Annotated in this window: 43 protein-coding genes; 1 reads left to right on the top strand and 42 read right to left on the bottom strand. The window is 33.1% G+C overall.

Annotated elements, in window-relative coordinates; all coding sequences use genetic code 11:
* Nucleotides 1–22: 22 nt before the first annotated feature.
* The 41 genes from HMPREF3186_RS08655 to tadA form a co-directional block, all read right to left on the bottom strand.
* On the bottom strand, nucleotides 23–817 hold the full coding sequence (locus HMPREF3186_RS08655; protein ID WP_060914798.1) for a hypothetical protein: 795 nt from the start codon (nucleotides 815–817) through the stop codon (nucleotides 23–25).
* An 82-nt stretch (nucleotides 818–899) separates the two neighbouring features.
* A complete protein-coding gene (locus HMPREF3186_RS08650) occupies nucleotides 900–1,244 on the bottom strand; it encodes a hypothetical protein (protein WP_126512709.1) in 345 nt (114 codons plus the stop codon).
* A gap of 831 nt (nucleotides 1,245–2,075) precedes the next feature.
* Nucleotides 2,076–2,444 carry a 50S ribosomal protein L17 gene (rplQ, locus tag HMPREF3186_RS08645; protein WP_003144119.1) on the bottom strand — a complete coding sequence of 123 codons (369 nt, stop codon included), beginning with the start codon at nucleotides 2,442–2,444 and terminating at the stop codon, nucleotides 2,076–2,078.
* Nucleotides 2,445–2,465: 21 nt separating this feature from the next.
* On the bottom strand, nucleotides 2,466–3,407 hold the full coding sequence (locus tag HMPREF3186_RS08640; RefSeq protein ID WP_003144079.1) for a DNA-directed RNA polymerase subunit alpha: 942 nt from the start codon (nucleotides 3,405–3,407) through the stop codon (nucleotides 2,466–2,468).
* A 35-nt stretch (nucleotides 3,408–3,442) separates the two neighbouring features.
* Entirely contained in the window at nucleotides 3,443–3,832 is a 390-nt protein-coding gene (gene rpsK / locus HMPREF3186_RS08635; RefSeq protein WP_003144405.1) for a 30S ribosomal protein S11, read from the bottom strand.
* A gap of 25 nt (nucleotides 3,833–3,857) precedes the next feature.
* Nucleotides 3,858–4,223, bottom strand: coding sequence for a 30S ribosomal protein S13 (gene rpsM, locus HMPREF3186_RS08630; protein WP_060914797.1), 366 nt, complete (start codon nucleotides 4,221–4,223; stop codon nucleotides 3,858–3,860).
* Nucleotides 4,224–4,245: 22 nt separating this feature from the next.
* On the bottom strand, nucleotides 4,246–4,359 hold the full coding sequence (gene rpmJ, locus HMPREF3186_RS08625; protein ID WP_003144208.1) for a 50S ribosomal protein L36: 114 nt from the start codon (nucleotides 4,357–4,359) through the stop codon (nucleotides 4,246–4,248).
* A 26-nt stretch (nucleotides 4,360–4,385) separates the two neighbouring features.
* Nucleotides 4,386–4,601, bottom strand: coding sequence for a translation initiation factor IF-1 (infA, locus tag HMPREF3186_RS08620; RefSeq protein ID WP_003144387.1), 216 nt, complete (start codon nucleotides 4,599–4,601; stop codon nucleotides 4,386–4,388).
* A gap of 15 nt (nucleotides 4,602–4,616) precedes the next feature.
* Complete coding sequence (locus tag HMPREF3186_RS08615; RefSeq protein ID WP_060914824.1) at nucleotides 4,617–5,270, bottom strand: adenylate kinase; 654 nt, start codon at nucleotides 5,268–5,270, stop codon at nucleotides 4,617–4,619.
* 6 nt (nucleotides 5,271–5,276) lie between these two features.
* Complete coding sequence (gene secY, locus HMPREF3186_RS08610; RefSeq protein WP_060914796.1) at nucleotides 5,277–6,581, bottom strand: preprotein translocase subunit SecY; 1,305 nt, start codon at nucleotides 6,579–6,581, stop codon at nucleotides 5,277–5,279.
* 3 nt (nucleotides 6,582–6,584) lie between these two features.
* Entirely contained in the window at nucleotides 6,585–7,025 is a 441-nt protein-coding gene (rplO, locus tag HMPREF3186_RS08605; RefSeq protein WP_003144255.1) for a 50S ribosomal protein L15, read from the bottom strand.
* A 31-nt stretch (nucleotides 7,026–7,056) separates the two neighbouring features.
* Nucleotides 7,057–7,233 (bottom strand): 50S ribosomal protein L30, encoded by a 177-nt coding sequence (rpmD, locus tag HMPREF3186_RS08600; RefSeq protein ID WP_003144406.1) that lies wholly within the window; start codon nucleotides 7,231–7,233, stop codon nucleotides 7,057–7,059.
* A gap of 16 nt (nucleotides 7,234–7,249) precedes the next feature.
* Entirely contained in the window at nucleotides 7,250–7,747 is a 498-nt protein-coding gene (gene rpsE / locus HMPREF3186_RS08595) for a 30S ribosomal protein S5 (RefSeq protein WP_003144191.1), read from the bottom strand.
* A gap of 19 nt (nucleotides 7,748–7,766) precedes the next feature.
* Nucleotides 7,767–8,123 carry a 50S ribosomal protein L18 gene (gene rplR / locus HMPREF3186_RS08590; RefSeq protein ID WP_048802798.1) on the bottom strand — a complete coding sequence of 119 codons (357 nt, stop codon included), beginning with the start codon at nucleotides 8,121–8,123 and terminating at the stop codon, nucleotides 7,767–7,769.
* Between the two features lie 27 nt (nucleotides 8,124–8,150).
* Nucleotides 8,151–8,687 (bottom strand): 50S ribosomal protein L6, encoded by a 537-nt coding sequence (gene rplF, locus HMPREF3186_RS08585; protein WP_003144256.1) that lies wholly within the window; start codon nucleotides 8,685–8,687, stop codon nucleotides 8,151–8,153.
* Between the two features lie 23 nt (nucleotides 8,688–8,710).
* Entirely contained in the window at nucleotides 8,711–9,106 is a 396-nt protein-coding gene (rpsH, locus tag HMPREF3186_RS08580) for a 30S ribosomal protein S8 (RefSeq protein ID WP_060914795.1), read from the bottom strand.
* Nucleotides 9,107–9,138: 32 nt separating this feature from the next.
* On the bottom strand, nucleotides 9,139–9,408 hold the full coding sequence (gene rpsN / locus HMPREF3186_RS08575) for a 30S ribosomal protein S14 (RefSeq protein WP_003144337.1): 270 nt from the start codon (nucleotides 9,406–9,408) through the stop codon (nucleotides 9,139–9,141).
* Between the two features lie 21 nt (nucleotides 9,409–9,429).
* Entirely contained in the window at nucleotides 9,430–9,969 is a 540-nt protein-coding gene (rplE, locus tag HMPREF3186_RS08570; RefSeq protein ID WP_003144426.1) for a 50S ribosomal protein L5, read from the bottom strand.
* 31 nt (nucleotides 9,970–10,000) lie between these two features.
* Nucleotides 10,001–10,306: a 50S ribosomal protein L24 gene (gene rplX / locus HMPREF3186_RS08565; RefSeq protein WP_003144415.1), complete on the bottom strand. Its 306-nt coding sequence runs from the start codon at nucleotides 10,304–10,306 to the stop codon at nucleotides 10,001–10,003.
* A 36-nt stretch (nucleotides 10,307–10,342) separates the two neighbouring features.
* Nucleotides 10,343–10,711 (bottom strand): 50S ribosomal protein L14, encoded by a 369-nt coding sequence (rplN, locus tag HMPREF3186_RS08560; RefSeq protein ID WP_003144098.1) that lies wholly within the window; start codon nucleotides 10,709–10,711, stop codon nucleotides 10,343–10,345.
* A gap of 39 nt (nucleotides 10,712–10,750) precedes the next feature.
* Nucleotides 10,751–11,014, bottom strand: a complete 264-nt coding sequence (gene rpsQ / locus HMPREF3186_RS08555) for a 30S ribosomal protein S17 (protein WP_003144356.1) — start codon at nucleotides 11,012–11,014, stop codon at nucleotides 10,751–10,753.
* Nucleotides 11,015–11,028: 14 nt separating this feature from the next.
* Entirely contained in the window at nucleotides 11,029–11,238 is a 210-nt protein-coding gene (gene rpmC / locus HMPREF3186_RS08550; RefSeq protein ID WP_003144404.1) for a 50S ribosomal protein L29, read from the bottom strand.
* Nucleotides 11,238–11,663: a 50S ribosomal protein L16 gene (gene rplP / locus HMPREF3186_RS08545; protein WP_003144099.1), complete on the bottom strand. Its 426-nt coding sequence runs from the start codon at nucleotides 11,661–11,663 to the stop codon at nucleotides 11,238–11,240. Before rplP ends, rpmC begins: the two co-directional genes overlap by 1 nt.
* Before the next feature lie 3 nt (nucleotides 11,664–11,666).
* A complete protein-coding gene (gene rpsC / locus HMPREF3186_RS08540; protein ID WP_003144348.1) occupies nucleotides 11,667–12,320 on the bottom strand; it encodes a 30S ribosomal protein S3 in 654 nt (217 codons plus the stop codon).
* A 51-nt stretch (nucleotides 12,321–12,371) separates the two neighbouring features.
* A complete protein-coding gene (gene rplV, locus HMPREF3186_RS08535) occupies nucleotides 12,372–12,707 on the bottom strand; it encodes a 50S ribosomal protein L22 (protein ID WP_060914794.1) in 336 nt (111 codons plus the stop codon).
* Between the two features lie 33 nt (nucleotides 12,708–12,740).
* The gene (gene rpsS / locus HMPREF3186_RS08530) at nucleotides 12,741–13,019 is read right to left on the bottom strand and encodes a 30S ribosomal protein S19 (protein ID WP_003144310.1); all 279 of its coding nucleotides are present in this window, start codon (nucleotides 13,017–13,019) and stop codon (nucleotides 12,741–12,743) included.
* Nucleotides 13,020–13,106: 87 nt separating this feature from the next.
* The gene (gene rplB, locus HMPREF3186_RS08525; protein WP_003144367.1) at nucleotides 13,107–13,937 is read right to left on the bottom strand and encodes a 50S ribosomal protein L2; all 831 of its coding nucleotides are present in this window, start codon (nucleotides 13,935–13,937) and stop codon (nucleotides 13,107–13,109) included.
* Nucleotides 13,938–13,972: 35 nt separating this feature from the next.
* The gene (gene rplW / locus HMPREF3186_RS08520; RefSeq protein ID WP_003144216.1) at nucleotides 13,973–14,254 is read right to left on the bottom strand and encodes a 50S ribosomal protein L23; all 282 of its coding nucleotides are present in this window, start codon (nucleotides 14,252–14,254) and stop codon (nucleotides 13,973–13,975) included.
* Nucleotides 14,254–14,877, bottom strand: coding sequence for a 50S ribosomal protein L4 (rplD, locus tag HMPREF3186_RS08515; RefSeq protein ID WP_048802796.1), 624 nt, complete (start codon nucleotides 14,875–14,877; stop codon nucleotides 14,254–14,256). The genes rplW and rplD overlap by 1 nt, the downstream gene beginning before the upstream one ends.
* Nucleotides 14,878–14,909: 32 nt before the next feature.
* On the bottom strand, nucleotides 14,910–15,572 hold the full coding sequence (gene rplC, locus HMPREF3186_RS08510) for a 50S ribosomal protein L3 (RefSeq protein ID WP_003144195.1): 663 nt from the start codon (nucleotides 15,570–15,572) through the stop codon (nucleotides 14,910–14,912).
* 19 nt (nucleotides 15,573–15,591) lie between these two features.
* A complete protein-coding gene (gene rpsJ / locus HMPREF3186_RS08505; RefSeq protein ID WP_003147624.1) occupies nucleotides 15,592–15,900 on the bottom strand; it encodes a 30S ribosomal protein S10 in 309 nt (102 codons plus the stop codon).
* Between the two features lie 345 nt (nucleotides 15,901–16,245).
* A complete protein-coding gene (locus HMPREF3186_RS08500) occupies nucleotides 16,246–16,632 on the bottom strand; it encodes an OsmC family protein (protein WP_060914793.1) in 387 nt (128 codons plus the stop codon).
* Nucleotides 16,633–16,710: 78 nt separating this feature from the next.
* Nucleotides 16,711–17,376 (bottom strand): HAD family hydrolase, encoded by a 666-nt coding sequence (locus tag HMPREF3186_RS08495; RefSeq protein WP_060914792.1) that lies wholly within the window; start codon nucleotides 17,374–17,376, stop codon nucleotides 16,711–16,713.
* Between the two features lie 168 nt (nucleotides 17,377–17,544).
* Complete coding sequence (locus tag HMPREF3186_RS08490) at nucleotides 17,545–18,195, bottom strand: nitroreductase family protein (protein WP_060914791.1); 651 nt, start codon at nucleotides 18,193–18,195, stop codon at nucleotides 17,545–17,547.
* A 118-nt stretch (nucleotides 18,196–18,313) separates the two neighbouring features.
* Nucleotides 18,314–19,492: a CapA family protein gene (locus HMPREF3186_RS08485; RefSeq protein ID WP_060914790.1), complete on the bottom strand. Its 1,179-nt coding sequence runs from the start codon at nucleotides 19,490–19,492 to the stop codon at nucleotides 18,314–18,316.
* Between the two features lie 163 nt (nucleotides 19,493–19,655).
* Complete coding sequence (locus HMPREF3186_RS08480; RefSeq protein WP_060914789.1) at nucleotides 19,656–20,330, bottom strand: hypothetical protein; 675 nt, start codon at nucleotides 20,328–20,330, stop codon at nucleotides 19,656–19,658.
* A 26-nt stretch (nucleotides 20,331–20,356) separates the two neighbouring features.
* Nucleotides 20,357–21,247, bottom strand: coding sequence for a DNA-processing protein DprA (dprA, locus tag HMPREF3186_RS08475; protein ID WP_060914788.1), 891 nt, complete (start codon nucleotides 21,245–21,247; stop codon nucleotides 20,357–20,359).
* Between the two features lie 12 nt (nucleotides 21,248–21,259).
* Entirely contained in the window at nucleotides 21,260–22,309 is a 1,050-nt protein-coding gene (locus tag HMPREF3186_RS08470) for a competence protein CoiA (protein ID WP_060914787.1), read from the bottom strand.
* 70 nt (nucleotides 22,310–22,379) lie between these two features.
* Nucleotides 22,380–22,658: a hypothetical protein gene (locus tag HMPREF3186_RS08465; protein ID WP_060914786.1), complete on the bottom strand. Its 279-nt coding sequence runs from the start codon at nucleotides 22,656–22,658 to the stop codon at nucleotides 22,380–22,382.
* Nucleotides 22,659–22,700: 42 nt separating this feature from the next.
* Nucleotides 22,701–23,516: a methyltransferase domain-containing protein gene (locus tag HMPREF3186_RS08460; protein WP_060914785.1), complete on the bottom strand. Its 816-nt coding sequence runs from the start codon at nucleotides 23,514–23,516 to the stop codon at nucleotides 22,701–22,703.
* A gap of 409 nt (nucleotides 23,517–23,925) precedes the next feature.
* Nucleotides 23,926–24,390 (bottom strand): tRNA adenosine(34) deaminase TadA, encoded by a 465-nt coding sequence (gene tadA, locus HMPREF3186_RS08455; RefSeq protein WP_060914784.1) that lies wholly within the window; start codon nucleotides 24,388–24,390, stop codon nucleotides 23,926–23,928.
* A gap of 388 nt (nucleotides 24,391–24,778) precedes the next feature.
* Between tadA and HMPREF3186_RS09670 the strand changes: the two genes are divergently transcribed.
* Nucleotides 24,779–25,114, top strand: a complete 336-nt coding sequence (locus tag HMPREF3186_RS09670; protein WP_084812691.1) for a transposase — start codon at nucleotides 24,779–24,781, stop codon at nucleotides 25,112–25,114.
* 153 nt (nucleotides 25,115–25,267) lie between these two features.
* Here HMPREF3186_RS09670 and HMPREF3186_RS08450 read toward each other — a convergent pair whose 3' ends face one another.
* Nucleotides 25,268–25,663: a DDE-type integrase/transposase/recombinase gene (locus HMPREF3186_RS08450; protein ID WP_269446638.1), complete on the bottom strand. Its 396-nt coding sequence runs from the start codon at nucleotides 25,661–25,663 to the stop codon at nucleotides 25,268–25,270.
* Nucleotides 25,664–25,778: the final 115 nt, after the last annotated feature.

Below are 25,778 nucleotides of genomic sequence, written 5' to 3'. Positions count from 1 at the left end.
TTTGATAATAATTTTTTCATACTTAAAACTCTTTTCTTTTAAATAGTTTAAATATAAAATAAATAAAAATAAGATAAATATAAGTTCTAATTATTTCATAAAAATAAGCTTGTGAATTAATACACCAAGAAATAGAAATATCAAGTTGATAGTATTGTCCTATATATGTAATTATAAATCTATTTCCTATATATAAAATCAAATAGAAAAATATAAAAACTCTTATGTAATTATAATTATAATCAAGTATCTCAGTTAAAATTAAACTAGTTAAGAAAATAACCAGTATGTGACTTATCCAATACAAAAATAAAAACCAAAATGTAGAATTATTAAAGTAATTTAAAACACTATCTTTAGCAAAAAGAAACTCAAAGTTAGCACCCGGACGTGTTTTTAATCCTCTTAATAAATAGCTAATTAATACGTAATAAAAGAATATTACATTAAAAATAATCAACGGTATTGTTGAAACTTTTAATTTTAATATAAATAGATATTTTTTTATTTTATCACTTTTCCCAATTATATATTTAATTATTTTTCTACGGAATTTATTATAATAATATAAACTAGGAAGTAAGGTCATAGGAAGTACTATTAGTTCATAACTATATAACTCACCAAATAAGATACGAACATCATAATAAGAAAGTACATATTTATTACGTGCCAGTCGTCCATCAATAGTAAGATCTTGTGCATTAATATCATACGTGAAGAAATCATACCAAACTTTAACATCAATAAGTGCAAAATACAAAACAAAAAAAAGTAAAATAAAAAGTAAATAATATTTTTTCGGAATTTTAAACATAACAAAAAGATCCCCCTTTTAAAAGAATAGAAGGAGAACAAGAATTACAATATATGTATTTTAAAAGTTATATTTATAATAATTAATAATGATCTGGTGACCAATTTCCATACAAATTATCACTATCTTTATTTGCTAAATGCATTTGCAAAGCATATTTACCACCTGAATTACAATCAAAAGTATAATAGTTATTCTGAGTTCCTGTTTCTGTATAATTCCATTCACTCTTTCCATTACCATAAGTATCTATTAATTGATGAATTACTGTAGTTCCACGAGCAGATGCACCAAGATTAATGACATACCAACCATTCCACACAGTTTTTTGAACATATCCTGTTTTTTGATTACCATATCTATATACCCAAAAATCACTAAAATATCCAAAATATCTTGCTTCAGCAACTGGATATACAGTAGACAAAAACATACCCAAAAGACAAGTGACTGCCAATATTTTCTTAATAATTAATTTCATTTTGAAGTTCTCCTAATATAACTGAAAAAATAAAAAATATACATATATCTAAAAGACTTCTTTGTTCTCCCAACTCAAGTGTATCAAAAAATAAAATAACTGTCAAATAAAAACAGAATTAGATGTAGAATAATGATAAATTGTTAATTCTCAAAGTAAATTCCAGTTCAAATAAAAAACTGGAATTTAACCTAAAACTAATTTTGCTACGTTTTATTTAGTTACTTTTGCATATTTTGCACGTAATGATACTCCTATAAGGTTTCTTATAATTCCATTGTCACTTCGCAGTTGGAACTAAAAATTTCTTTCGTCTCTCCGTTCCTTAGAAATTTAGTTCCTTTTGCGTATTTTGCACGTAATGATTTCGACGTGCCTTTGGCACTAGAAATCTCATTATAATTTACTATATTACAATTGGCAACTTCGCAGTAGACGTACTCCAATCAGCTACAGCTGTCGCTTTGCTTCTTGGTACGTCCTTGCGTACTTTGTACCTAACGTTTTATGCAATTCGAAGAATTGCTAAAACGAAAGGTACAACGCAAAAAAAGACTACCTTGCCTGGTAATCTTTTAAAGTATAATTAGATTTAATTTTTAAAGGGACAAAAGGGTATCCTAGCGATATGCTAGGATACATTAGAGCTAGACGACGTAGCCTTTTCCTACGCATTTCAAGCACTCTTTTGCCAAAAAAATTAGTTTAAATTCTTGTTGTATGTGTTGTTTAGTTGTGTGTGTATGTAGTATGTTATTGTTGTATGAAAAATTTTTATTAAACTAATTCTATAATAGCTGTTTCTGCACCATCACCTTTACGTGGTCCAACACGTAGAATACGAGTGTATCCACCGTTACGGTCAGCATATTTAGGTGCTACTTCTTCAAATAATTTTTTAAGAGCTAATTGACTCTTACCTTCTTCAGTTGCTACTGCAACAGGTTGGATAAATTTAGCTGCATTACGTCTTGCTGCTAGATCACCTTTTTTACCTAATGTAATCATTTTTTCTGCTAATGAACGAACTTCTTTCGCTCTTGTAACAGTTGTTTCAATTCTACCGTGTACTAGTAGAGCAGTTACTAAGTTTCTTAACATCGCTTTACGGTGAGCTGATGTACGTCCTAATTTTCTGTAACCCATTAGTGTGCCTCCTTGTTAGTATTATTCTTCTTTGAATCCTAGTTCTAACTCTTGAAGTTTAATTTTAACTTCTTCTAGAGATTTACGACCTAAGTTTCTTACTTTAATCATTTCTTGTTCTGTTTTGTTAGCTAATTCTTGTACTGTGTTAATTCCTGCACGTTTTAAGCAGTTGTAACTACGTACTGATAAGTCTAATTCTTCAATTGTCATTTCTAACATTTGAACTTTGTTATCTTCTTCTTTAGCTACCAATATTTCAGCAGCTTTTGCTTCTTCAGACATTTCCATAAATAATTCTAAGTGTGAAATTAGAATTTTTGATGCTAATGCTAAAGCGTCGTTAGCTGTAATTGAACCATTTGTAGTAACGTCTAAGATAAGTTTATCAAAGTCAGTACTTTGACCTACCCTAGTTTTTTCTACAGTATAGTTAACTTTTGATACTGGTGTGTAAATTGAATCGATTGGAATAACTCCGATTGGTAAGTCACGTTTTTTGTTTCCATCAGCTGGTACAAATCCACGTCCTTTTCCAACGTAAATAATCATTTCAAATTGTCCACCTTCAGATACTGTTGCAATGTGTTGATCAGTATTTACTACTTCGATATCAGAATCGATAGCGATGTCTGCTGCTGTAACAACTGCAGGACCTTTAACACTGATTGAAACTTGTTTTTCTTCTTCAGAATGAACTACAAACGCGATGTTTTTAACGTTCATAATGATTTCAGTAACATCTTCTACAACACCTTTAATTGCTTGGAATTCGTGTTGAACTCCTTCAATATCGATGCTTCTTGCTGCTGCTCCTGGTAATGATGAGATTAACATTCTTCTCAATGAATTACCTAATGTAGTTCCATAACCACGTTCAAGTGGTTCAACTACAAAGCGACCAAATCTTTTATCCGATGATTCTTCAATGATTTGAATTTTTGGTTTTTCTATTGCTAACATTATGTTAAACCTCCTAAATTTTGTCTATGTTATTATTATACACGACGACGTTTAGGTGGGCGACATCCATTGTGAGGAACTGGAGTTACGTCTTTGATTGATGTAACTTCTAATCCAGCAGATTGTAATGCACGAATAGCTGCTTCACGTCCTGCACCTGGACCTTTAACTGTTACATCTACATATTTCATTCCGTGTTCCATAGCTTGTTTAGCTGCTGCTTCACTTGCCATTTGTGCTGCGAATGGAGTAGATTTTCTAGAACCTTTGAATCCTAGTGCTCCTGCACTTGACCATGATACTGCATTACCATGTTCATCTGTAATTGTTACGATTGAGTTGTTGAATGTAGAACGAATGTGTGCAACACCATTTTGTATATTTTTTTTCACACGACGTTTACGTGATTGTTGTTTACGAGCCATAGTTGTGTTTCTCCTCCTATCCTAATTATTTTTTCTTGTTCGCAACTGTTTTCTTAGGACCTTTACGAGTACGAGAGTTGTTCTTAGTGTTTTGCCCTCTTACTGGAAGTCCACGACGGTGACGAATTCCTCTGTAACATCCGATTTCCATTAGACGTTTAATGTTTAATGAAACTTCACGACGTAAGTCACCTTCTGTTTTGTAGTTATCTACGATTTCACGAATTTTATCTAATTGATCTTCTGATAAGTCTTTAACTCTCACATCTTCAGAAACTCCAGCTTCTTTTAAGATTTTTTGAGAAGTTTTTAAACCTATACCATATACATAAGTTAGAGATATAACAACGCGTTTTTCACGTGGAATATCTACTCCTGCTATACGTGCCATTAAGTTTGCACCTCCTAATTAATTATCCTTGTTTTTGTTTATGTTTTGCGTTTTCGCAAATCACTAATACTTTACCACCACGACGAATTACTTTACATTTGTCACAGATTTTTTTTACTGATGGTCTTACTTTCATCGTTATTTCCTCCTTGAGTTTATAACTTACTTGAATCTATAAGTTATTCTACCTTTTGTCAGGTCATACGGACTCATTTCTACTGTAACTTTATCACCTGGTAAAATTCTTATATAATTCATTCTGATTTTTCCAGAAACATGAGCTAAAATAATATGACCATTTTCTAATTCTACTTTAAACATTGCATTCGGCAAGTTTTCTACTACTAAACCTTCTACTTCAATGACATCTTTTGCCATACTTTTCCTCCCTGACTATTTCAGTTTGTCTAATATATTTTGTACGTCTTGGAAAACTACTTTGATGTCTTGGTCACCATTAACATTTTCAACTACACCTTCTTTTTGACTGTAGAAGTCTAAAAGAGGTTTTGTTTGTTTGATGTTAACTTCTAAGCGATTACCAACTGTTTCTTCGTTGTCATCACTTCTTTGGTATAATTCACCACCATCATTATCACAAACACCTTCAACTTTTGTAGGGTTGAAAATCAAATGATAAGTGTTTCCACATTGTTTACAGATTCTTCTACCTGTTAAACGAGGTAACAGGATAGCTGGATCTACATCGATATTTAGTACTTTATCGATTTTTCTATTAGTTTTTGCTAAAATTTGATCAAGGGCTTCAGCTTGTTCTACTGTTCTTGGAAAACCGTCAAGTAAAAAGCCTTCTTTTGCATCTTCTTGATTCAATCTTTCTTCAACTAATCCTATAGTTACACTGTCAGGAACAAGTTGTCCTTTATCAATATAACTTTTTGCTTCTTTTCCAAGCGGAGTCTCATTTTTAATAGCAGCTCTGAACATATCTCCAGTAGAAATATGCGGAATTGGATAATTCGCTTTAATTTGCTCTGCTTGAGTACCTTTACCCGCTCCTGGTAATCCCATTAAAATAATATTCATCATAATCTATTTACCGCCTTTTCGTCCTGTAATAAAACTTCTATAGTTCTTCTCTGTTAATTGAGTATTAAGTTGTTTAACTGTCTCTAGCGCTACACTGACAACAATTATTAAACTTGTACCACCAATTTGAACAGATGCTGGTAATTTAGCAATGCTTGTGAATATTGTTGGAAGAACCGAAACAGCTGCTAGGAATATTGAACCTACAAACGTTAGTCTGTATAAAATACCTGTAATGTATTGTTCAGTTTTTTTACCTGGTCTAACCCCTGGAACAAAACTTCCTTGTTTTCTTAAATTATCAGCCATTTTTTCTGGGTTAACTTGAACCATTACATAGAAGTAACAGAACGCAATAATTAATACTACGTATAATGTTAATCCTAGAACATGACTGAAATCGAAATATGATACAATTCTTTGTAACTTTTCGTTATTAGGTGCGAATATCGCAATAGTTCTAGGTAATTGTAAGAATGCGATAGCGAAGATTACTGGGATAACCCCGGCACTGTTCACTTTAAGAGGCAAGAAAGTTGATCTTGCTCCTAACATTCTACGACCTGCTCTCGCTTGAGAGTATTGAATAGGAATTTTACGAATTGCTTCTTGCATGTAAACAACAGCAGCAACAATTCCTATAACAATGATTGCTACAATAACAATTTTTAAAATTGCTAATGTAAGGTTTTCAGCATCTTTAATTTGAGATTCATAAACTTGAATGAATTCCATTGGTAAACGAGCGATAATACCCGCTAAGATAATGATAGAAACACCATTACCAACACCATATTGAGATATCTGATCCCCTAGCCATAATAATAACGCTGTACCAGCTGTTAATACTAAAGCTACTGTAATGAATCCTATAACAGATGTATCTTTAATTAATCCTTGATACGCGTTATTAAATCCATAAGACATAATAAGCGATTGGATAAATGCTAAGACAATTGCTAAGACTCTTGTTAATTTTTGTGTTTTCTTTTGACCTACTTCACCTTGTTTTGACCACTCAGTTAATGTAGGAATAACATCCATTTGCATAAGTTGAATTACGATAGATGCTGTAATGTATGGCATAATACCCATAGCAAATACAGAAAACTGTTGTAAAGCCCCTCCTGCAAATGTATTAAATATTCCAAATAGTCCAGATGCATCTTGACTTTTAAGAACATCTGCATCTACTCCAGGTATCGGTAAGTAAGAACCGATACGGAATAGGAATATACCAAATAAGGTAAATAAAATTTTATTACGAGTTTCTTTAACTTTAAATAAATTTAGTGATGCACTAAACATATATTATAGCACCTCGCAAACTCCTCCAGCTGCTTCGATAGCTTCTTTTGCTGAAGATGAGAATTTGTGAGCTTGTACAGTTAATTTTTTCTCTAATTTACCGTTAGCTAATACTTTAACACCTGAAAGTTCTTTTTTAATAACTTTAGTTTCTAATAATAGAGCAGGTGATACTACAGTACCATCTTCAAATTTATTTAAGTCGTCAAGATTTACAACTGCAAATTCTTTTCTGTTTACATTGTTAAATCCACGTTTTGGAATACGTCTGAATAATGGGTTTTGTCCACCTTCAAATCCTGGGCGAACTCCACCACCACTACGTGCTTTTTGTCCTTTTTGACCACGTCCTGAAGTTTTACCATTTCCTGATCCAATCCCACGACCTACTCTGTTACGCTCTTTACGAGAACCTTCAACTGGTTGTAATTCATGTAATTTCATTTAGACTAGCACCTCCTTGTATTAATAATTCTTATTTTTCTTCTACTGTTACTAAGTGTGAAACTTTGTTGATCATTCCGCGAATCGCAGCGTTATCTTTGTGTTCAACTGTTTGGTGCATTTTTTTAAGACCAAGAGCTTCAACAACTTTTCTTTGATTCTTTGGACGACCAATAGTACTACGAGTTAGGGTTACTTTTAATGTCATGTTCTTTTCCCTCCTCTTATCCTAATAATTCTTCCACAGATTTACCACGTAAAGCTGCTACGTGTTCTACTGTTTGTAATCTTGTTAATCCTTCGATTGTAGCACGAACCATGTTTACAGGTGTGTTTGAACCTAGAGATTTTGATAAGATATTTGAAATACCTGATAATTCTAATACGGCACGAACTGGTCCACCAGCGATAACCCCTGTACCAGGTGCAGCTGGTTTGATTAATACTGAACCTGCTCCAAATTGTCCGATGATTTCGTGAGGTATTGTTCCATTAACTACTGGTACAGTAATTAAGTTATGTTTAGCAGCTTCAACTGCTTTTCTGATTGCATCTGGTACTTCTTGAGCTTTACCTGTACCAAATCCTACGCGACCATTTTTGTCACCAACTACTACTAAAGCAGAGAAACGGAAACGACGTCCACCTTTAACAACTTTAGCTACACGGCGAATGGCAACTACGCGTTCTTCAAATTCTTTTTTGATTTCTTCTTGACGCATCTACTTATTTCCCTCCTTATTAGAATACAAGTCCGTTTTCACGTGCTGCTTCAGCTAATGCTTTAACACGTCCGTGATATAGGTATCCTCCACGGTCGAAAACAACTTTTTCAATTCCTTTAGTTTTAGCTACTTCTGCGATTAATTTTCCAACTTCTTTAGCTGCTTCTACACTTGATTTAGAAACGTTCTCAAGTTTTAATGAAGAAGCTTGTGCTAATGTAACACCTTTAGTGTCATCAATAATTTGTGCGTAAATGTTTGTGTTTGAACGGTATACGTTTAAACGTGGAACTTCTGTAGTTCCTTGAACTTTAACACGTACTCTTGCGTGTCTTTTTTTACGAACTTTATTTTTATCAAGTTTCGTAATCATATTTGAAACACTCCTTTCTGTTATCTATTATTTACCAGTTTTTCCTTCTTTACGGCGAACATATTCACCAACGTAGCGAATACCTTTACCTTTATAAGGTTCTGGAGGACGTACTGCACGAACTTTAGCTGCGTATTGTCCTACTACTTCTTTGTTAATACCTTCGATACTAACTTTAGTGTTTCCTTCAACACCTAATGTAATTCCTTCGATTTCTTCGAATTCAACTGGGTGAGAGTATCCAACACTTAGTACTAATTTTTTACCTTGCATTTGAGCACGGTATCCAACCCCGATTAATTCAAGTTCTTTTTTGAATCCAGCAGATACACCTTCAACCATGTTTGCTAAGATAGCACGAGTTGTTCCGTGTACTGTACGGTGACGTTTAGAGTCAGATGGACGTACTACTGTGATTTCACTTCCTTCAATGTTGAAAGTCATGTCTTTATCAAATTGTTGTTTTAATTCACCTTTAGGTCCTTTAACTGTTGCGAAGTTATCAACGATGTTAACTTCAACCCCTGCAGGTACTGTAATAACTTTATTACCTATACGTGACATTTAATTGGCACCTCCTTATAATATTACCAGATGTAAGCTAATACTTCTCCACCTGTGTTATTTTTACGAGCAACTTTATCAGTTACAACTCCAGTTGAAGTTGATACGATTGCTATTCCTAGTCCGTTTAATACTCTTGGCAGTTCATCTGCTTTAGCGTATACACGTAAACCAGGTTTTGAAATTCTTTTAATACCTTTAATTACTCTTTCACCTTTTGAGTATTTAAGAGTAAGTTTAAGTTTTCCTTGTTTGTTATCTTCGATGTATTCTACATCTTTAATGAAACCTTCTTGTTTTAAGATTTCTGCAATTTGCTTTTTAATATTTGACGCAGGTAATTCTAATGTTTCGTGTTTAACCATGTTAGCGTTACGAATACGTGTTAGCATATCTGCGATAGGATCTGTCATTGTCATTAGGATAAATCCTCCTTTCTTCTACTAATATATTACCAACTTGCTTTTTTAACTCCAGGAATTTGTCCTTTGTAAGCTAATTCACGGAATTTAATACGGCTGATTCCAAATTTTCCAATGTATCCGTGAGGACGTCCAGTTATGCTACAACGATTGTGTAAACGAGCTGGAGCTGAGTTTTTTGGAAGTTTGCTAAGTCCGATGTAATCACCTTTAGCTTTTAATTCCGCTCTTTTAGCTGCATACTTGTCAACTAATTTTTGGCGTTTTAATTCACGCTCTACCATTGCTTTTTTAGCCATGTGTCTTTTACCTCACCTTTCTTATTTTGCGAATGGCATTCCACATTGTGTTAATAACTCACGAGCTTCTTCATCTGTGTTAGCTGTTGTTACTATAACGATGTCCATACCACGTACTTTACTTACTTTATCGTAATCAATTTCAGGGAAAATTAATTGTTCTTTAACACCTAGTGTGTAGTTACCACGACCATCGAATGCTTTTTTAGAAACACCGTGGAAGTCACGTACACGTGGAAGTGCTACAGTTACTAATTTGTCGAAGAATTCATACATTCTTTCTCCACGTAAAGTAACTTTAGCCCCGATAGGCATACCTTCACGAAGTCTGTAAGTAGCGATTGATTTTTTAGCTCTTGTTACTAATGGTTTTTGACCAGAAATTAAAGCTAATTCTGCTACTGCGTTGTCTAGGGCTTTAGAGTTTTGCACTGCATCACCTACACCCATGTTAATTACGATTTTTTCAATTTTTGGTACTTGCATTACACTGCTGTACTCAAATTTTGTCATTAATTCTTTTGTTATCTCAGATTTAAATTTATCTTCTAAACGAGCCATCTAAAATAGTGCCTCCTTTCTTCAACTATTATTATATTTCTTTTCCTGATTTTACTGCGATACGTACTTTCTTACCATCTTTTGTTTCGAAACGTACTCTTGTCGCTTTACCAGTTTCAGGATCTTGTAACATTACGTTTGATACGTGAATTGCTGCTTCTTTTTCAACGATTCCACCTTGAGGTGCATCTTGAGAATTCTTAACGTGTTTTTTAATGATGTTAACACCTTCTACAACAACACGATCTTTTTTAGGTTGAGCTTCGATTACTGTACCAACTTTACCTTTGTCTTTACCAGTAATTACTACAACTTTATCACCTTTTTTAATGAACATTTCTTGTTAACCTCCTTCTTTACTGTACTTTTTATATTATAATACTTCTGGAGCTAGTGATACGATTTTCATGTAGTTACCGTCTCTTAATTCACGAGCAACTGGTCCGAAAATACGTGTACCACGTGGGCTCTTATCATCACGGATAATTACACAAGCATTTTCATCAAATTTAATATATGAACCGTCGTTACGACGAGCTCCTGTTTTTGTACGAACGATTACGGCTTTAACTACTTCACCTTTTTTAACAACTCCACCTGGTGTTGCTTTTTTAACAGAACATACAATTACGTCACCAATGTTAGCAACTTTACGTCCTGAACCACCTAGAACTTTGATTGTTAAAACTTCTTTTGCTCCTGAGTTATCAGCCACTTTTAAGCGTGTTTCTTGTTGAATCATGCGCTTTTTGCCTCCTTCTTAGGGTTTATCCTAGTTTTATTAGATTATAACTGCTTCTTCTACTACTTCTACTAAACGGAAGTTTTTAGTTGCAGATAATGGACGAGTTTCCATTATTTTAACGATATCATTTAATTTAGCAACATTGTTTTCATCATGTGCTTTGAATTTTTTAGAATATTTTACACGTTTACCGTATAGAGGGTGTTTTTTGTAAGTTTCTACTAAAACTGTGATTGTTTTGTCCATTTTATCAGAAACTACTTTTCCAACGTAAACTTTTCTATCATTTCTCTCAGTCATGTTTGCCTCCTATATTATTTATTCGCTAATTCTCTTTCGCGAATAACAGTTTTCATACGAGCGATTGATTTTCTAACTTGACTAATACGAGCTGTATTTTCTAATTGACCAGTTGCCAATTGGAAGCGTAAGTTGAAAAGCTCTTCTTTTAATTCTTTGATTTTTGTTTCTAACTCTTGTGAAGTTAATTCTCTAATCATTGATTTGAATTCATTTGTTTTCATTATGCTTCACCACCTGTTTCTTCACGTTTTACAAATTTACATTTAACAGGTAACTTGTGAGATGCAAGTCTTAGAGCTTCACGTGCAACTTCTTCACTTACTCCAGCAACTTCGAACATCACTCTACCTGGTTTAACGATTGCAACCCATCCTTCTACTGCACCTTTACCAGATCCCATACGTACTTCTAATGGTTTTTTAGTGTAAGGCATGTGAGGGAAGATTTTAATCCAAACTTTACCACCACGTTTCATATAACGAGTCATCGCTATACGAGCAGCTTCTATTTGACGAGAAGTAACTCTTGCTGCAGTAGTAGCTTGTAATCCAAATTCACCGAAATCTACTACGTTTCCGCCTTTAGATTTACCTTTTGTTGATTGTCTGTGTTGACGACGATATTTAACACGTTTAGGCATTAACATAAATTAGTTACCTCCTTTTTCAGATTTTCTAGTTGGTAATACTTCACCACGGTTAATCCAAACTTTAACTCCAAGTTTACCATATGTAGTATCTGCTTCTTCGTGAGCGTAGTCGATGTCTGCTCTTAATGTGTGTAGTGGCACTGAACCTTCTGAGTAGTGTTCTGCACGAGCGATATCTGCTCCACCAAGACGTCCTGATACTTGAGTTTTAATTCCTTTAGCTCCTGCTCTCATAGCTCTTTGGATAGCTTGTTTTTGAGCACGACGGAATGATACACGAGCTTCTAATTGACGAGCAATGTTTTCAGCTACTAATTTAGCGTCGATATCAACTTTTTTGATTTCAACTACATTAATGTGTACTCTTTTTCCAGTTAATTTGTTTAATTCTAATCTTAATTTATCGATTTCAGAACCACCTTTACCGATAACCATACCTGGTTTACCAGTGTGTACTGAAATGTTTACTTTCTTATCAAATCTTTCAATTTCTACTTTAGAAACTGAAGCGTCTTTTAATTGTTTACTGATGAACTCACGGATTTTGAAATCTTCGTGTAAGTTAGCAGCGAAATCTTTTTCCGCATACCATTTTGAATCCCAATCACGAATAACTCCAACACGTAAGCCTATTGGATGTACTTTTTGACCCACAGTTTGTAGCCTCCTTTAACTAGTTTAGCTTTTATAATTTCTTAATTTTTATTATTTGTTATCACTTAAAACGATAGTGATGTGACTTGTTCTTTTGTTGATTGAACTTGCAGCACCTTTTGCTCTTGGACGGAATCTTTTAAGAGTTGGTCCTTCATTTGCAAATGCTTGTGATACTACTAAGTCTTCTACATTCATTCCATAGTTGTGTTCAGCGTTAGCAGCAGCTGATTTAATTACTTTAGCTACTGGTAAAGAAGCTGATTTAGTTGTGAATTCTAAAATTCCTAATGCTTCGCCCACTTTTTTTCCACGTACTAAGTCTAATACTAGTCTTACTTTACGAGGAGCAATGCGGACTGTCTTAGCCATTGCTTTTGACTCCATGAATGTGCCTCCTTGATTTTACTAATTTCTAAATTATCTTCTTGTTTTTCTGTCGTCTGCTACGTGACCTTTGTAAGTTCTTGTTGGTGCAAATTCACCTAATTTGTGTCCTACCATATCTTCAGTCACATATACAGGTACATGTTTTCTTCCGTCATATACTGCAAAAGTAAGTCCTATGAATGTTGGGAAGATTGTTGAACGACGAGACCAAGTTTTAATTACTTGTTTCTTTTCTTGTTCGTTCATTTTTTCAACTTTTGCTAATAAGTGGTGATCAGCGAATGGTCCTTTTTTTAAACTACGAGCCATTGTGTTATCTCCTTTCCGATACTTTGCATACTTAAGGTTTTGGTAAAGAGCACTTGCTCCTCACCAACTGACCTTTGTTTAATTTTATTATTTAGTTCTAGCACGTACGATAAATTTGTTTGAACGAGCTTTTTTAGAACGAGTTTTCTTACCAAGAGTAGGTTTACCCCATGGTGACATTGGTGATTTACGTCCGATTGAAGTACGTCCTTCACCACCACCGTGTGGGTGATCGTTCGGGTTCATAACAGATCCACGTACAGTTGGTCTTTTACCTAACCAACGAGTTCTACCGGCTTTACCGATATTTACTAGTCCGTGTTGTTCGTTACCAACTTCACCGATTGTAGCACGGCAAGTTGCTAAGATCATTCTTACTTCTCCTGATTTAAGACGTACTAATACGTATTTACCTTCTTTACCAAGTACTTGAGCACTTGCTCCAGCAGAACGTACTAATTGTCCACCTTTACCAGGTTTAAGTTCGATGTTGTGAATTAATGTCCCTACAGGGATGTTTGCTAGTGGTAATGCATTACCAACTTTAATATCAGCAGTTTCACCAGATACTAAGATTTGTCCTACTTTAAGTTCTTTAGGAGCGATGATGTATCTTTTTTCTCCATCTACGTAGTGTAATAGAGCGATGTTCGCTGAACGGTTTGGATCGTACTCGATTGTAGCAACTTTTGCTGGTACGTTGTCTTTATTTCTCTTGAAGTCAATAATACGGTATTGTTTTTTGTGTCCTCCACCGTGGTGACGAACTGTAATTTTACCTTGGTTATTTCTTCCCGCTTTTTTCGGTAGCGGCGCTAATAATGACTTTTCTGGTTTGTTAGTTGTAATTTCCGCGAAATCTAATGATGTCATGTTACGACGACCGTTAGTTATAGCTTTATATACTTTAATTGCCATTTGTCATTTTTCCTCCTTAATGGTATTTGTTATTCTTAAGCGAATAATCCTTCGATTGTTTGTCCTTCTGCTAACTTAACGATTGCTTTTCTACGTTTGTTAGTGTATCCACCGTATCTTCCAACACGACGGAATTTTGGTTTGTAGTTCATTACGTTTACTTTCTCAACTTTAACTCCGAAGATTTCTTCGATAGCTTGTTTAATTTGAGTTTTGTGAGCGCGTGTGTCTACTAGGAAAGTGTATTTATTTTCTTGCATTAATAAATAACTTTTTTCAGTTAGTACTGGGCGTTTGATAATATCGCGTGCTTCCATTATGCTAATACCTCCCCAACTTTTTCTACTGCATCTTTAGTGAATACAACTTTGTTGCTTCCTAAGATGTCTAATACGTTAAGACCAGTTGTTTCTACGAATTCAACTCCTGGAATATTTCTTCCTGATAAAACAGTATTTTCTTCTAGTTCAGTAACTACGAATAATACTTTTTTCTCTAGGCTAAGGTTTGATAACATTTCTTTAAAGTTTTTAGTTTTAATTGTATCAAATGATAAACTTTCTAATGCAAATACTTCGTTAGCTGCTACTTTAGAAGATAAAGCAGAACGTAATGCTAAACGACGCATTTTACGAGGCATTTTAAAGCTGTAGCTACGTGGTGTAGGTCCGAATACAATTCCACCTCCACGCCATTGTGGTGAACGGATAGATCCTTGACGAGCACGACCTGTTCCTTTTTGACGCCATGGTTTGCGACCACCACCTGAAACTTCAGAACGTCCTTTTGTTTTGTGTGTACCTTGACGAAGTGATGCTCTTTGTAAAGTTACAGCTTGGAATAAAACGTGTTGATTTGGTTCGATTCCGAATACTGCTTCATTAGCTTCAACTGCACCAACTTTAGTACCGTCTTGTTTAAATAAATCTAATTGTGGCATTATCTAATTTCCTCCTTCCGTATATTTTCCGATTATTTACCAGATTTAACTGCTGATTGGATTTTTACGAAGCTTTTCTTAGATCCTGGAATACATCCTTTAACTAGGATTAATCCATTTTCTACATCTACGCTTACGATTTCTAAGTTTTGAGTAGTAACTGTAACTCCACCCATTTGACCTGGTAATGCTTTACCTTTGAATACACGGTTAGGTGCTACAGGTCCCATTGACCCAGGACGACGGTGGTAACGAGAACCGTGAGCCATTGGTCCGCGGCTTTGTCCATGACGCTTGATTGCCCCTTGGAATCCTTTACCTTTACTTACTCCTGTTACGTCAACTAAGTCCCCTGCTGCAAAAATATCAACTTGGACTTCTTGACCTACTTCATAATTAGCAACTTCTGCATCTCTGATTTCGCGTACGAAACGTTTTGGAGCAGTGTTAGCTTTATCTGCGTGACCTTGTTCAGGTTTGTTCGCAACTTTTACTAAACGGTCTTTACGTTCTTTATCGTAAGGACGTTTATCGTCGAATCCTAATTGGATTGCGTTGTATCCTTCAACTTCTTCTGTTTTCTTTTGTAATACGACGTTACCTTTCGCTTCAACTACTGTTACTGGGATTAATTCTCCATTTTCAGCGAAGATTTGAGTCATACCTACTTTTCTTCCTAAGATACCTTTGGTCATCGAAAGTCACCTCCTATAATTATAATTTTAATTCGATGTCAACACCTGATGGTAAGTTTAAGCTGATTAAAGCGTCAACTGTTTTTTGTGTTGGTTCAATAATATCGATTAGGCGTTTGTGTGTACGTTGTTCGAATTGTTCACGGCTATCTTTGTAAATGTGAACTGAACGTAAGATTGTGTATACTGCTTTTTCCGTTGGTAATGGAATTGGTCCAGAAACTTTTGCTCCAGAACGTTTTGCAGTTTCAACAATTTTCTCTGCACTTTGATCTACTAATCTGTGATCATATCCTTTAAGACGAATACGAATTTTTTGTTTTGCCATCATTTCTCCTCCTATACATTTATTCGCCGCTATCTAGTAGCGACTTCTCCACGAAAGTTCTCCAGCACGCCATGCCATGGCAAAGCGGCCGGGCGTGTCAGTAACCTTTCGCTTCAACGCAAGTCTTTTGCAAGACCAACATTTATTATTATACATGGTTAAAGCATATAATGCAAGAGTTTTGACGAAAAAATTTTAAAAAAATTTATGAATATGTTTTCTATTTTTTATTCATTTTTCTCTTACTAAAATAATCTATAATTATATAGAAGAAATTTTTTATTTTCTTCACCAAAAATAAAAAAACTTAGAGTTTTTTGACACTAAGTTTTTCGTTTATTTATTTTATTTTAACGGTAAAATATTGTATTGAATTTCTAAATCAGAAGATAGTAAATGAGATACTTTACAACGAAGTTTAATATTATCTAAAACTCCTTGTCTATCCCCTGTCGCTAGTTGTTCCTCTGTTCTATCCACATGAACGTTAACTACAATTTTTCTATTATCATAGTCAACAACTAATTCAGTTTCAATAACTAAGTCTACTAATTCGTATGCTCTGAAGAAATATCCTTTTGCACACATACTAACACATCCATTGTATGCTGTAGCAAATAGATCCATTGGACCATCTTTACTTTCTTCTATAAACATTTTATATTCTCCACCAAGTGGTGTCGTTGCGTATGAAGTAAAACCTTCTTTAATTTTTAAATTAGACGTATACATAACAGTCTCCCTTTGTATATTTGATTTTAAGATTTCTCTTAATAAGTTTATTATACTCTTCTGAATAATTTTTGTACACTATTTATTCTCGACAATTTCTTTAACTGTTTCAACTAAATCTACATCTTTATATTTATAATCCACTCCTGAGAAGTCCATATATTTTGTAATATCATTTGTTTGTAAGATTAATGTTGCTCCCGATGCTACTGCTCCTAAGGCACCTGGGCGTGAATCCTCTATAGCTATAGAATTACTTATATCCGCACCTAACTTCTCAGCAGCTAACAAATAGATATCTGGAGCAGGTTTTGGATTACTTACTTCCTCTTTTGTTGCAATAACAGAAATATATTTCTCAAAACCTTTTCTTTGTAGCCCAGTTTCTATATGCACTCTCTTCCCATTTGATGCGACTGCCATCTTAATTCCTTTATTATACAGATATTCCATAAGTTCCGCAATACCTGGTAATACAGGTGCATTATGATAATTATCTAGAATACGCTTAGTAATCTCCGCTTCAAACTTATCGTAATCGTCACTAGACATTCCATATCTTTCATTATAGTATCTCTTACTTGTTTCTTCATTCGTTCCCGAAACATTTTTTATATAGTCCATCTTATCTAATTTTTGACCTAATACTTCTTCCGTTAAGTCGCGCATGTTTTCATAGTAAACTTTTTCTGTATCCACTATCGTTCCATCAAAATCAAATATTACCGCCTCTAATTTTTCCACTTTATTTCTCCTTTTTTCTATTTAAACATATATTTACTATTTTATAATGTATTTACTAAAATTCAAAATTATTTGGACGAAATAAAGAGCAACTTTGAAACTGAAACTTCAATTCCCCTAGTTGCTCCTTTTTATATTTTTCGATATTATAGCAAAAGTACTATTATATTATTCAAATCTTACTAATTTTTCAGCTTCAACTCTCACAGATGGTCTTCCATCTTTCTCTTTCTTACCTAGTGCAATTAACATCACAGGCACTAAGTTTTCCTCTAACTCAAATAGTTCGGCAACTTTATCTCTCATAAATCCACCAATAATGTTAGTGTCATATCCTTTAGCGTAAGCTATATTAGTAAATTGCATCGTCCATAATCCACAATCAAAGTAAATACCTTCTCTATTTTTATCAACCGGGATTTTTTCTAATTGAGGAACCATACCTTTTTCAAAACCATCTTTAACTTCTTGAGTCATATAACCTTTTTCTACAGCCTCACCATATATTTCATCAAACTTATTATAGTAGTTTAAATCCCCTAGTACAATAATCATCGCAGCAGAAGTATCATTTTGAATTTTATTGTAGTTAGCACTACCTAACTTCTCTTTCCCTTCCGGAGTATCTACAACAATATATCTCCAAGGTTGCAGGTTACAAGATGAAGGAGCAATATTTGCCTCATCTAACATCTCTATAATTTCTTCACGTTTAATTTTAACATCAGTATCAAAATACTTAACTGATTTTCTTCCTTTTATCACTTCAAAAAACTCTGGATTTTTCTTACCTAATAGTGCATTAAAAAAGTTTCTCACTTATCTTCTCCTTCTATACGTAATTAACTTGATTATTTTACTACACTTGAGAATTATTATCAAATAAAAGAGCTCATTAAAACTTTAGACTTTTATTATACATTCAAATTACTATTAATTACCATTTTAAATCAACAAGTTCCATTATTTCTTTATATGAAGTATCCACTTTATCTTTCATATCCCCATCTAGTTTATCTCGATATTTTCCACCTTCGATAAAATCCTCTAACACCATAATTTTATAGTCATATAATGGAATTCCATTTATATCTCTACCGTTAAGTTTAGAATAAACTAGTGTTGGATGAGCTTTTACAGTTTTAACAGTTGTTTTATCGTTTGTTTTTTCAAATGTAACATCCATCAGTAAACCTCTCTCAGGCCACTTATTCTCCATTCTTTCCATACGTTGATTAGAAACAAAATTACCCATAGAATATATAATAAATTTCTTATCTCCATCTTTTTCCACAGTCTCAGCAGGTTCTATAACATGAGGATGTCCTCCAAATACTACATCAGCACCCCATTCAATCATTTTGTGATAAAGGACTTTCTGTTCTTCTGTAGGTTCCATCTTATACTCTATCCCCATTTGAGGCATTACTACTGTAATATCGGCTTCCTTCTCAGCTCTCTCTATCTCTTCTTTCATCTTCTCCTCATCAAGATCCGATAAATGATTGTTTCTTTCCTGCATTGTAAGATTTGCATCCATTCCATTATAACCATACGCATAGGCTAGTATTGCTATTTTGATTCCATTAACTTCTTTTATAAGAATTTTATCTTCTGAACGATTTTTATCTGCATGAACTCCAACAGTTTCTAAACCTCTTTCTTTAAAGACCTTATCCGTATATTTCAATCCATATAAACCTGTATCTAGTATATGATTATGAGCTAAATCGACAACATCATACCCTACATCTTTCATAGTGTCTGCAATTTGCACAGGAGCATTAAATAACGGATACCCTCCTAACGGAGAACGATCACTAATAGTACCTTCGAAATCACCTATCGCCAGGTCAGCTCCTTCTATCCACGGTTTAACATATTCAAAAAACGGATTAAAATCATAACTTCCATCTCCCTTTTTAGCAGTATAATACAAAGCATCGTGAATAAGAATATCTCCATTAGCTACTACTCGTGCAGTTTTTATACTTGAGTCACTATCTTTCTTTAATATTCCTCCTTCTTTATCAGATGCTGTTAAAAAATAAATACATGAAAAAATAATACCGCTAATACTTAGCAATCCCAGCATATAAACTAATATTTTTCTCAATATCTTATTTCCTCCTTATTAAATATTATATATAGATATAATAACAAGTAGTTAATAATATTTCAATTAACTACTTGTTTTATATAATTATTTTATATCGCAACAATAATGTGCTCCTCTTACACATTATCGAATTTTCCATTATAAAATTTATCATAATTTTCTATTTCCCTAATAATATATCCAAGATCATCTTTGGTTTAGTTACCATAAGAAGATGATCTGACTCCTCTATTTGTGTATAATTCATCCCTATTAACTTAAAGTAAGAAAAAACCGTAAGTTTATTAAATACATTCCTACTTCTTTTTAATAGTTCTAAATTATCTACCCCCGCATACAAAGATAAATAATCATACTCTGTTTGCGAGTTCGGCCTCACCATATATTCACTACCTTCTTTTCTGAGTTTTCTTAGGATTAACTCCACCAAAAACTCGTCTTTCATCTCTTCTACACTAAGTGTCTTTGATAGATATTCTTCTTTACTAGTGAACTTTATCTCTGGTTCAAAATATGTTTTTAACACCGATTCAGGAGGTATAGGTTCTAAGCCCTCAATGATAATTAAATTAACACCATCAAGGTATTCACTAAAAATCTCTAAACCATTAAGTAAAACGACCGTACCATAAGAAGCAGTTATAATATAACCTCCTCTTCTTACTCTTGTCATTTTATTTAAAAGTACCTGCTCAATTTCTTTTTTTGATATAGATTTAAAACTCTCTTCGGTAAATTCAATAAAATCAAAAGTTTGGTCTGGCATATTTTCTAAGACTCTCGCCCAAATATATCTATCCCAACCTAGTGGATTAATAAATAAGATATCTGTCATTATAATCATCCTTTCAAATATCTACACTAGAATCCTAATTCATTACCAAAATCCTCTAATTTATTTACAAGTATCGCCCCCTCTTTAATGTACTCGTTCATTGCATAACTCATCTTATCGCCAAATTTTCCCGGTAGGCAGAATACATCAGAACCTACATCTAAAGCGAAATCCACCGTCCTTTGCGTTCCACTTCTCTTTGCCGCTTCCGTCACTAAAAGAGCACATGACAACCCAGCAACAAGCCTATTTCGTTCTAAAAACTTATATTTCCTTATAGGCGAAGTAGGAAAATACTCAGATATAATAAGATGGTTTCGTTCTAACTCCTTATAGAGCTTATAACTTTGTTCTGGATAAATAATATTGTGCCCATGAGCTATTACACCTATAGTGTATCCTTTACTTTTTAAAGCCCCCTCATGAGCAAGGCTATCAACCCCAATCGCAAGACCACTTACTATCACAAAATTATTCATCACTAAATACGGCACTATACTATCGAGAGCTTCTTTCGAATACGAGGTATTATTTCTACTACCTACTATAGAAATCTTTCTCCTAAACAGTAGCAGATCTTTATTACCTCTATAAAAGATAACATACGGATAATCATAAACCCTAAAAAGTTCCTTAGGATAATGAACATCATCACAAAACATATAGTTCACATTATAAAATTCAAAATAACTCTCGAAATCAAAGTCCATATTATTATGAAGTTTGGTATAGATTTCCTCAGCATTATCTCCAAAATACACAGATAACTCCGGTATAGATAAATCCAAAATCTTCTCTATGCCATTTAAATCTTTAAACACCCTATGCATCTTTAAAGTTGTAACTTTCTCTATAGTTATTAAAGAAAGCAACACCCTTTTTTGTTCATCTGTAAAACTCTCAATGTACTCCCCCATAATTTTGTCCTCTTACTTATCATTTTCTACTAATAAAGCATAATACGCTTTGAATACTTTTAAGAAAATTTCCCCTTGTTGAACATTGTTAATATAAATACTATCTTTAAATTCTATAATATTACTCATTATTCTTATAAGCTCAGAATAACTTTTACCTTCTTTATAGAATCTATACATTAATCCTTGCCAATAGACAAGCGGCGTTCTAATAAGTACCTGTTCTAACATGTTAACACCAATTACTTCAGGAATATTATTCAACTCTATATGCTGATTATAAAACATGCTTAAAACTTTATTTTTTACAGTTTTATCGAATTTAATTTGTTCGTAGACATAATTTTCAACATCTGATGGATATAACTTCGACGTTAAATCTTTATCGAGTAATTTCAAATCAAGCGGCACATCAAACTCATCAATACTTAATGAAGTTTTTATACAAACAGCGTTACGTTTTTTTAGATTATGCGCCCAGATTTGATAGAATTCAAATTTTTTATTTGTATTATCCCACCCATAAAAGAACACTTTCCCTTGATAATAATTCAAAAAATTATCCACAAATGGCGAATATCTAATATAACTTATACCATCATAACTTTTTAATTCTTTTATAAATTTGTTTGTATCAATTAACCAGATTAACTTCAATCCAGCTTTCATATATCCTCTTGTTCTAGCTTTAATAAGATCAAAAGGAATAACTGATCTTTGATACTCAAAAGCTATGCTATTATCTTTAATAAACACATCCGCTATTTGAATATCATTATTTTCCCCTGTTTTAAAAATATGTTCGACTTCCACATTACGATATTTTTTTTTAAAATGTTCGTAAAGATCTTTCTTCGCTTCTAGATGCTCACTACTCTCCTTCTTATAAGTTTCAAACTCACAAGAGCAATTTTTAGCATGAGCAAAATGCGATTGAATCTTCACTCCCTTTTTGAAAATTACTTTTCCCCCACATATCGGACAATGATACTCCTTATCCTTTTCTATATCCTTATCCAATGCATTAAAAACTTCATCTTTACTATCGTATGCCACGTACATAATATTTCTCCTCTTTTTTTCTGTACTACACTTACAAACTACTTCTAACGCCTCTTATTCAATTGTCAATTTATTTTAAATACCTATATTTTCTATACACAGAATCATCAACTTCTACTTCTATAAAATTCGTAAGATCTATCCACGTAATCTCATTTTCATGATTATCACTGTCTACTAAGTAAATCTTACTCCCCTTCTCACATAGATAAAAGTTTTTCTGTCTGTCATACATCCCTTGCATAAAGTCCATATCCTCTTCTAAAGAAAAGTCAAGACATCTTTTATACCAAGGTACCTTAGCATGTTTTTTTACCTCTACTACATGATCGTATTTACTTGCGTTCATAATATCTCCTCCTTCATAATTTTCCCCTTTATCAAACTTATATTACCTTTTACAAACTAAAAGCTCCAAATCTATCGTAATTTCTTTTAGTTTATCTATATCAGCGTCTGTGATTACTTTAGAAAATGTCAAAGGTGTCATCTTTAGAAAACTTGCTGCCTGCATCTGTGTTAATTCAAATGTATCACTTACCGTTATCCTCTCCACGATAATACAATTCTCCTCGATTAGACTTACAGTATCACTATTCGTATATTCCTTACCACCAACCAACTCTCTAATCTCCCTTAGATAATTAGCATTCGGAATAACCTTAATCAAATACCCTTCATCTCCAAGCACTCTGAAAAACTCTTCATAATTCGCCGGTGTTAATATATTCAAGATACACGAAACACTGCCATCTTTGAACGGAAGATTAGCTAGGTTAGCAACCATATATGGATTCAATTTATCCTCTTTAACAGCTAGTTCTATCGCATCCTTACTATTGTCTAGACCATAAAAATATTTCTCGGGAAATATCGTCTTTAACTTCTTGATGTAATAACCCTCTCCACATCCAATATCCAGTACAATACCTTTAGCATATTTTTCAACTAAACTTTGGATATTTTTTAAAATATTCGCATAAAAATCATTACCAAAAACTTCACTACGAGCTCTAAACAGCTCTTCACTATATTTTGTAGGTTTATAATTATTTATTAAATGAATATATCCTTTTTTAGAAAAATCATAACGATGATTATTACTACAAACCAAACTAATATTCTCTATACAAGATTCTGATAAACATTTTGGACAAAGGTATATTTTTTCTTGATTAAACTTCTTTATTACATTCTCTATTTTCATTAAAACACCTCTATACTTTCTAAGTTTATTGTATCAAATTTCCTTCAATATTGATAGCTAAAACAGCTAAAATATTAGAAAATTTCATTTTTTTCAGTTTTCTTCAAAACTTTATTTTTATTAACTAATTACCGATTTCATTCCGCTATTTTAAAACAAAAAATGACGACAGATTTCTTCAGAATATTTTTATCGTCATTATATTTATATATTAATATTTTTTATTATTTTATACGGGAGTAACTCATAAATCTTGATTTCGTCGAGCCACTTTCCACAGTGGTTTATTAGTTATCCAAAAAGCTATTATTAAGCAAATTAATATATCAATAAAACCTTGCATCTATGAGTTTTATATAAACTTTTAAAAAATTTAAGATCTTTGTATTAACCCTAATATATTAAAACGTTATTTCTTTTTTCGCTCTCTTAACTCTTTAAAAAAATTCTTCATCAGCATAGAGCACTCTTCTTCAAGCACCCCAGAGATAACCTTAGCCTGATGATTAAATTTATTCTCACCTACCAAATCAATACAACTACCACAACAACCATATTTAGGGTCACTCGCACCATAAATAACATTTTCAACTCTAGCTTGAACAATGGCGCCACTGCACATAACACAAGGCTCTACAGTAGTATACAAAAAACTATTATCAAGTCTCCAAAAACCTTGCTTCTCGCAACCTTCTTTAATAACTAACATCTCTGCATGATTCAACGCCTGTTGATTTTCTTCACGAGTATTATGAGCCTTCGCAATAACCTTATCATCAACAACTAGCACAGCTCCTATTGGGACTTCTCCTTTAGCGTAAGCTCTCCGCGCTTCTTCTAATGCCAACTCCATATAATATGAATGATTTTCCACATCACTACATCCTTCCACAAATACTTTTTTCAATTAATTATATCATATTTAGAAATCATTGGGGGCAAATAAGAGATAATATAGGAATTGTTTTGCCTCCTGAATTTCAAAAAGTCAGAATCTCTGTAATTTAACCATTTTAATATCAATACAAATTTTAATTTCTATATCGTCTCTTCCTGAGACTGACCCAAAAAATTCAAATTTTAACAAAGTGTACATGAGAACTCATAGACACAATGGTTTATTGATATCTAAATGCGCTTTATAAAAGCTTTTTAGATATCTAATAAACTGGAGCCTGTGAAAAAAAATCTGTTCCCTCCTTCCTATGTTAAACTAAAATTAACTAGGTAGGGTAAAAAAATGACAAGAAGAATAAAAAGAGATCCAAAAAATAGAATTAATAAAACAGTTAGTATCAGAATACGGAGTAGAAAGTATAGCTGATATACAAAATGCCTTAAAGGGTTTACTGAGTAGTACGATAGAAGAGCTACTACAAGCAGAAATTAATAATCACTTAGGGTATGAAAAGTATGGGCATGGAGATAAAGAAAACTATAGGAATGGATACAAAGCAAAAAGAGTTCAAAGTAATTATGGAGATCTAGAAATAGCTGTTCTACAAGATAGAAATTCTACATTCGAACCAATGATAGTTCCAAAGAGAGAAAAAGACATTTCAGAAATAGAAGAATTAAAATGGACTATAGTCAAGTAAATAGACATGAAAATACGAAAATTAGTTAAAAAACTTAAATGAAATTTATTTTATACTGAGTAGCAGATGTGGTATCCTGTGAGAAAAATGTGGCAGTGCCACTTTTCCCACATTAAGAACCGTATCAACAGAGGCTCAGTATAAAATAAATTTTTAATGTTCATAAAATACTAATTCTTTCTCGTTAGATGCCATAAGTCCTAACGAATAGTGTGATCTTTTAAGATTGTAAAATACCTCAATATACTCGAATAAAGAAAGTTTTAATTCTCTAATTGAGTGATAATTTTTTCTATTGCACTCCTCTTTCTTCAGATATTTAAAGAACGACTCACAACAAGCATTATCGAAAGGATATCCTTTTTTAGAAAAAGATTGAACTACATTAAATTTATCCAGGAGCTTTCTAAAGGGAACTGCTGTATACTGAGTACCACGGTCAGTGTGAAACATAAAACCAGTAGGAGAATTTCTTTTATTATAAGCGTTGTTAAATGTACTCATAATAAGGTTAGAATCAGATTTATTAGAAATATTCCACGATATAATTTTTCTAGAAAAATAAATCCATAATTATACACAAATAAAACCAAACACCATTTACTTTTATATAAGTAAAATCGCTAGCCCAAACCATATTAGGCTCAGCAGGATTAAATTCTTG

This window comes from Gemella haemolysans, assembly GCF_001553035.1.
GTDB lineage: Bacteria > Bacillota > Bacilli > Staphylococcales > Gemellaceae > Gemella > Gemella haemolysans_B.
This window is presented reverse-complemented; position numbering and strand designations above follow the sequence as displayed.

Coding starts and splice junctions, on each gene's coding strand:
- HMPREF3186_RS08655 (WP_060914798.1), bottom strand. CDS start 817: ATGTTTAAAATTCCGAAAAAATATTATTTACTTTTTATTTTACTTTTT.
- rplQ (WP_003144119.1), bottom strand. CDS start 2,444: ATGGGTTACAGAAAATTAGGACGTACATCAGCTCACCGTAAAGCGATG.
- HMPREF3186_RS08640 (WP_003144079.1), bottom strand. CDS start 3,407: ATGTTAGCAATAGAAAAACCAAAAATTCAAATCATTGAAGAATCATCG.
- rpsK (WP_003144405.1), bottom strand. CDS start 3,832: ATGGCTCGTAAACAACAATCACGTAAACGTCGTGTGAAAAAAAATATA.
- rpsM (WP_060914797.1), bottom strand. CDS start 4,223: ATGGCACGTATAGCAGGAGTAGATATTCCACGTGAAAAACGCGTTGTT.
- rpmJ (WP_003144208.1), bottom strand. CDS start 4,359: ATGAAAGTAAGACCATCAGTAAAAAAAATCTGTGACAAATGTAAAGTA.
- infA (WP_003144387.1), bottom strand. CDS start 4,601: ATGGCAAAAGATGTCATTGAAGTAGAAGGTTTAGTAGTAGAAAACTTG.
- HMPREF3186_RS08615 (WP_060914824.1), bottom strand. CDS start 5,270: ATGAATATTATTTTAATGGGATTACCAGGAGCGGGTAAAGGTACTCAA.
- secY (WP_060914796.1), bottom strand. CDS start 6,581: ATGTTTAGTGCATCACTAAATTTATTTAAAGTTAAAGAAACTCGTAAT.
- rplO (WP_003144255.1), bottom strand. CDS start 7,025: ATGAAATTACATGAATTACAACCAGTTGAAGGTTCTCGTAAAGAGCGT.
- rpmD (WP_003144406.1), bottom strand. CDS start 7,233: ATGACATTAAAAGTAACCCTAACTCGTAGTACTATTGGTCGTCCAAAG.
- rpsE (WP_003144191.1), bottom strand. CDS start 7,747: ATGCGTCAAGAAGAAATCAAAAAAGAATTTGAAGAACGCGTAGTTGCC.
- rplR (WP_048802798.1), bottom strand. CDS start 8,123: ATGATTACGAAACTTGATAAAAATAAAGTTCGTAAAAAAAGACACGCA.
- rplF (WP_003144256.1), bottom strand. CDS start 8,687: ATGTCACGTATAGGTAATAAAGTTATTACAGTACCTGCAGGGGTTGAA.
- rpsH (WP_060914795.1), bottom strand. CDS start 9,106: ATGACAATGACAGATCCTATCGCAGATATGCTAACACGTATTCGTAAC.
- rpsN (WP_003144337.1), bottom strand. CDS start 9,408: ATGGCTAAAAAAGCAATGGTAGAGCGTGAATTAAAACGCCAAAAATTA.
- rplE (WP_003144426.1), bottom strand. CDS start 9,969: ATGGCTCGTTTAGAAGATAAATTTAAATCTGAGATAACAAAAGAATTA.
- rplX (WP_003144415.1), bottom strand. CDS start 10,306: ATGTTCATTAAAAAAGGTGATAAAGTTGTAGTAATTACTGGTAAAGAC.
- rplN (WP_003144098.1), bottom strand. CDS start 10,711: ATGATTCAACAAGAAACACGCTTAAAAGTGGCTGATAACTCAGGAGCA.
- rpsQ (WP_003144356.1), bottom strand. CDS start 11,014: ATGACTGAGAGAAATGATAGAAAAGTTTACGTTGGAAAAGTAGTTTCT.
- rpmC (WP_003144404.1), bottom strand. CDS start 11,238: ATGAAAACAAATGAATTCAAATCAATGATTAGAGAATTAACTTCACAA.
- rplP (WP_003144099.1), bottom strand. CDS start 11,663: ATGTTAATGCCTAAACGTGTTAAATATCGTCGTCAACACAGACAATCA.
- rplV (WP_060914794.1), bottom strand. CDS start 12,707: ATGGAGTCAAAAGCAATGGCTAAGACAGTCCGCATTGCTCCTCGTAAA.
- rpsS (WP_003144310.1), bottom strand. CDS start 13,019: ATGGCTCGTAGTTTAAAAAAAGGACCATTCGCTGATCACCACTTATTA.
- rplB (WP_003144367.1), bottom strand. CDS start 13,937: ATGGCAATTAAAGTATATAAAGCTATAACTAACGGTCGTCGTAACATG.
- rplW (WP_003144216.1), bottom strand. CDS start 14,254: ATGGAAGCACGCGATATTATCAAACGCCCAGTACTAACTGAAAAAAGT.
- rplD (WP_048802796.1), bottom strand. CDS start 14,877: ATGCCACAATTAGATTTATTTAAACAAGACGGTACTAAAGTTGGTGCA.
- rplC (WP_003144195.1), bottom strand. CDS start 15,572: ATGACCAAAGGTATCTTAGGAAGAAAAGTAGGTATGACTCAAATCTTC.
- rpsJ (WP_003147624.1), bottom strand. CDS start 15,900: ATGGCAAAACAAAAAATTCGTATTCGTCTTAAAGGATATGATCACAGA.
- HMPREF3186_RS08500 (WP_060914793.1), bottom strand. CDS start 16,632: ATGTATACGTCTAATTTAAAAATTAAAGAAGGTTTTACTTCATACGCA.
- HMPREF3186_RS08480 (WP_060914789.1), bottom strand. CDS start 20,330: ATGACAGATATCTTATTTATTAATCCACTAGGTTGGGATAGATATATT.
- dprA (WP_060914788.1), bottom strand. CDS start 21,247: ATGGGGGAGTACATTGAGAGTTTTACAGATGAACAAAAAAGGGTGTTG.
- HMPREF3186_RS08470 (WP_060914787.1), bottom strand. CDS start 22,309: ATGTACGTGGCATACGATAGTAAAGATGAAGTTTTTAATGCATTGGAT.
- HMPREF3186_RS08465 (WP_060914786.1), bottom strand. CDS start 22,658: ATGAACGCAAGTAAATACGATCATGTAGTAGAGGTAAAAAAACATGCT.
- HMPREF3186_RS08460 (WP_060914785.1), bottom strand. CDS start 23,516: ATGAAAATAGAGAATGTAATAAAGAAGTTTAATCAAGAAAAAATATAC.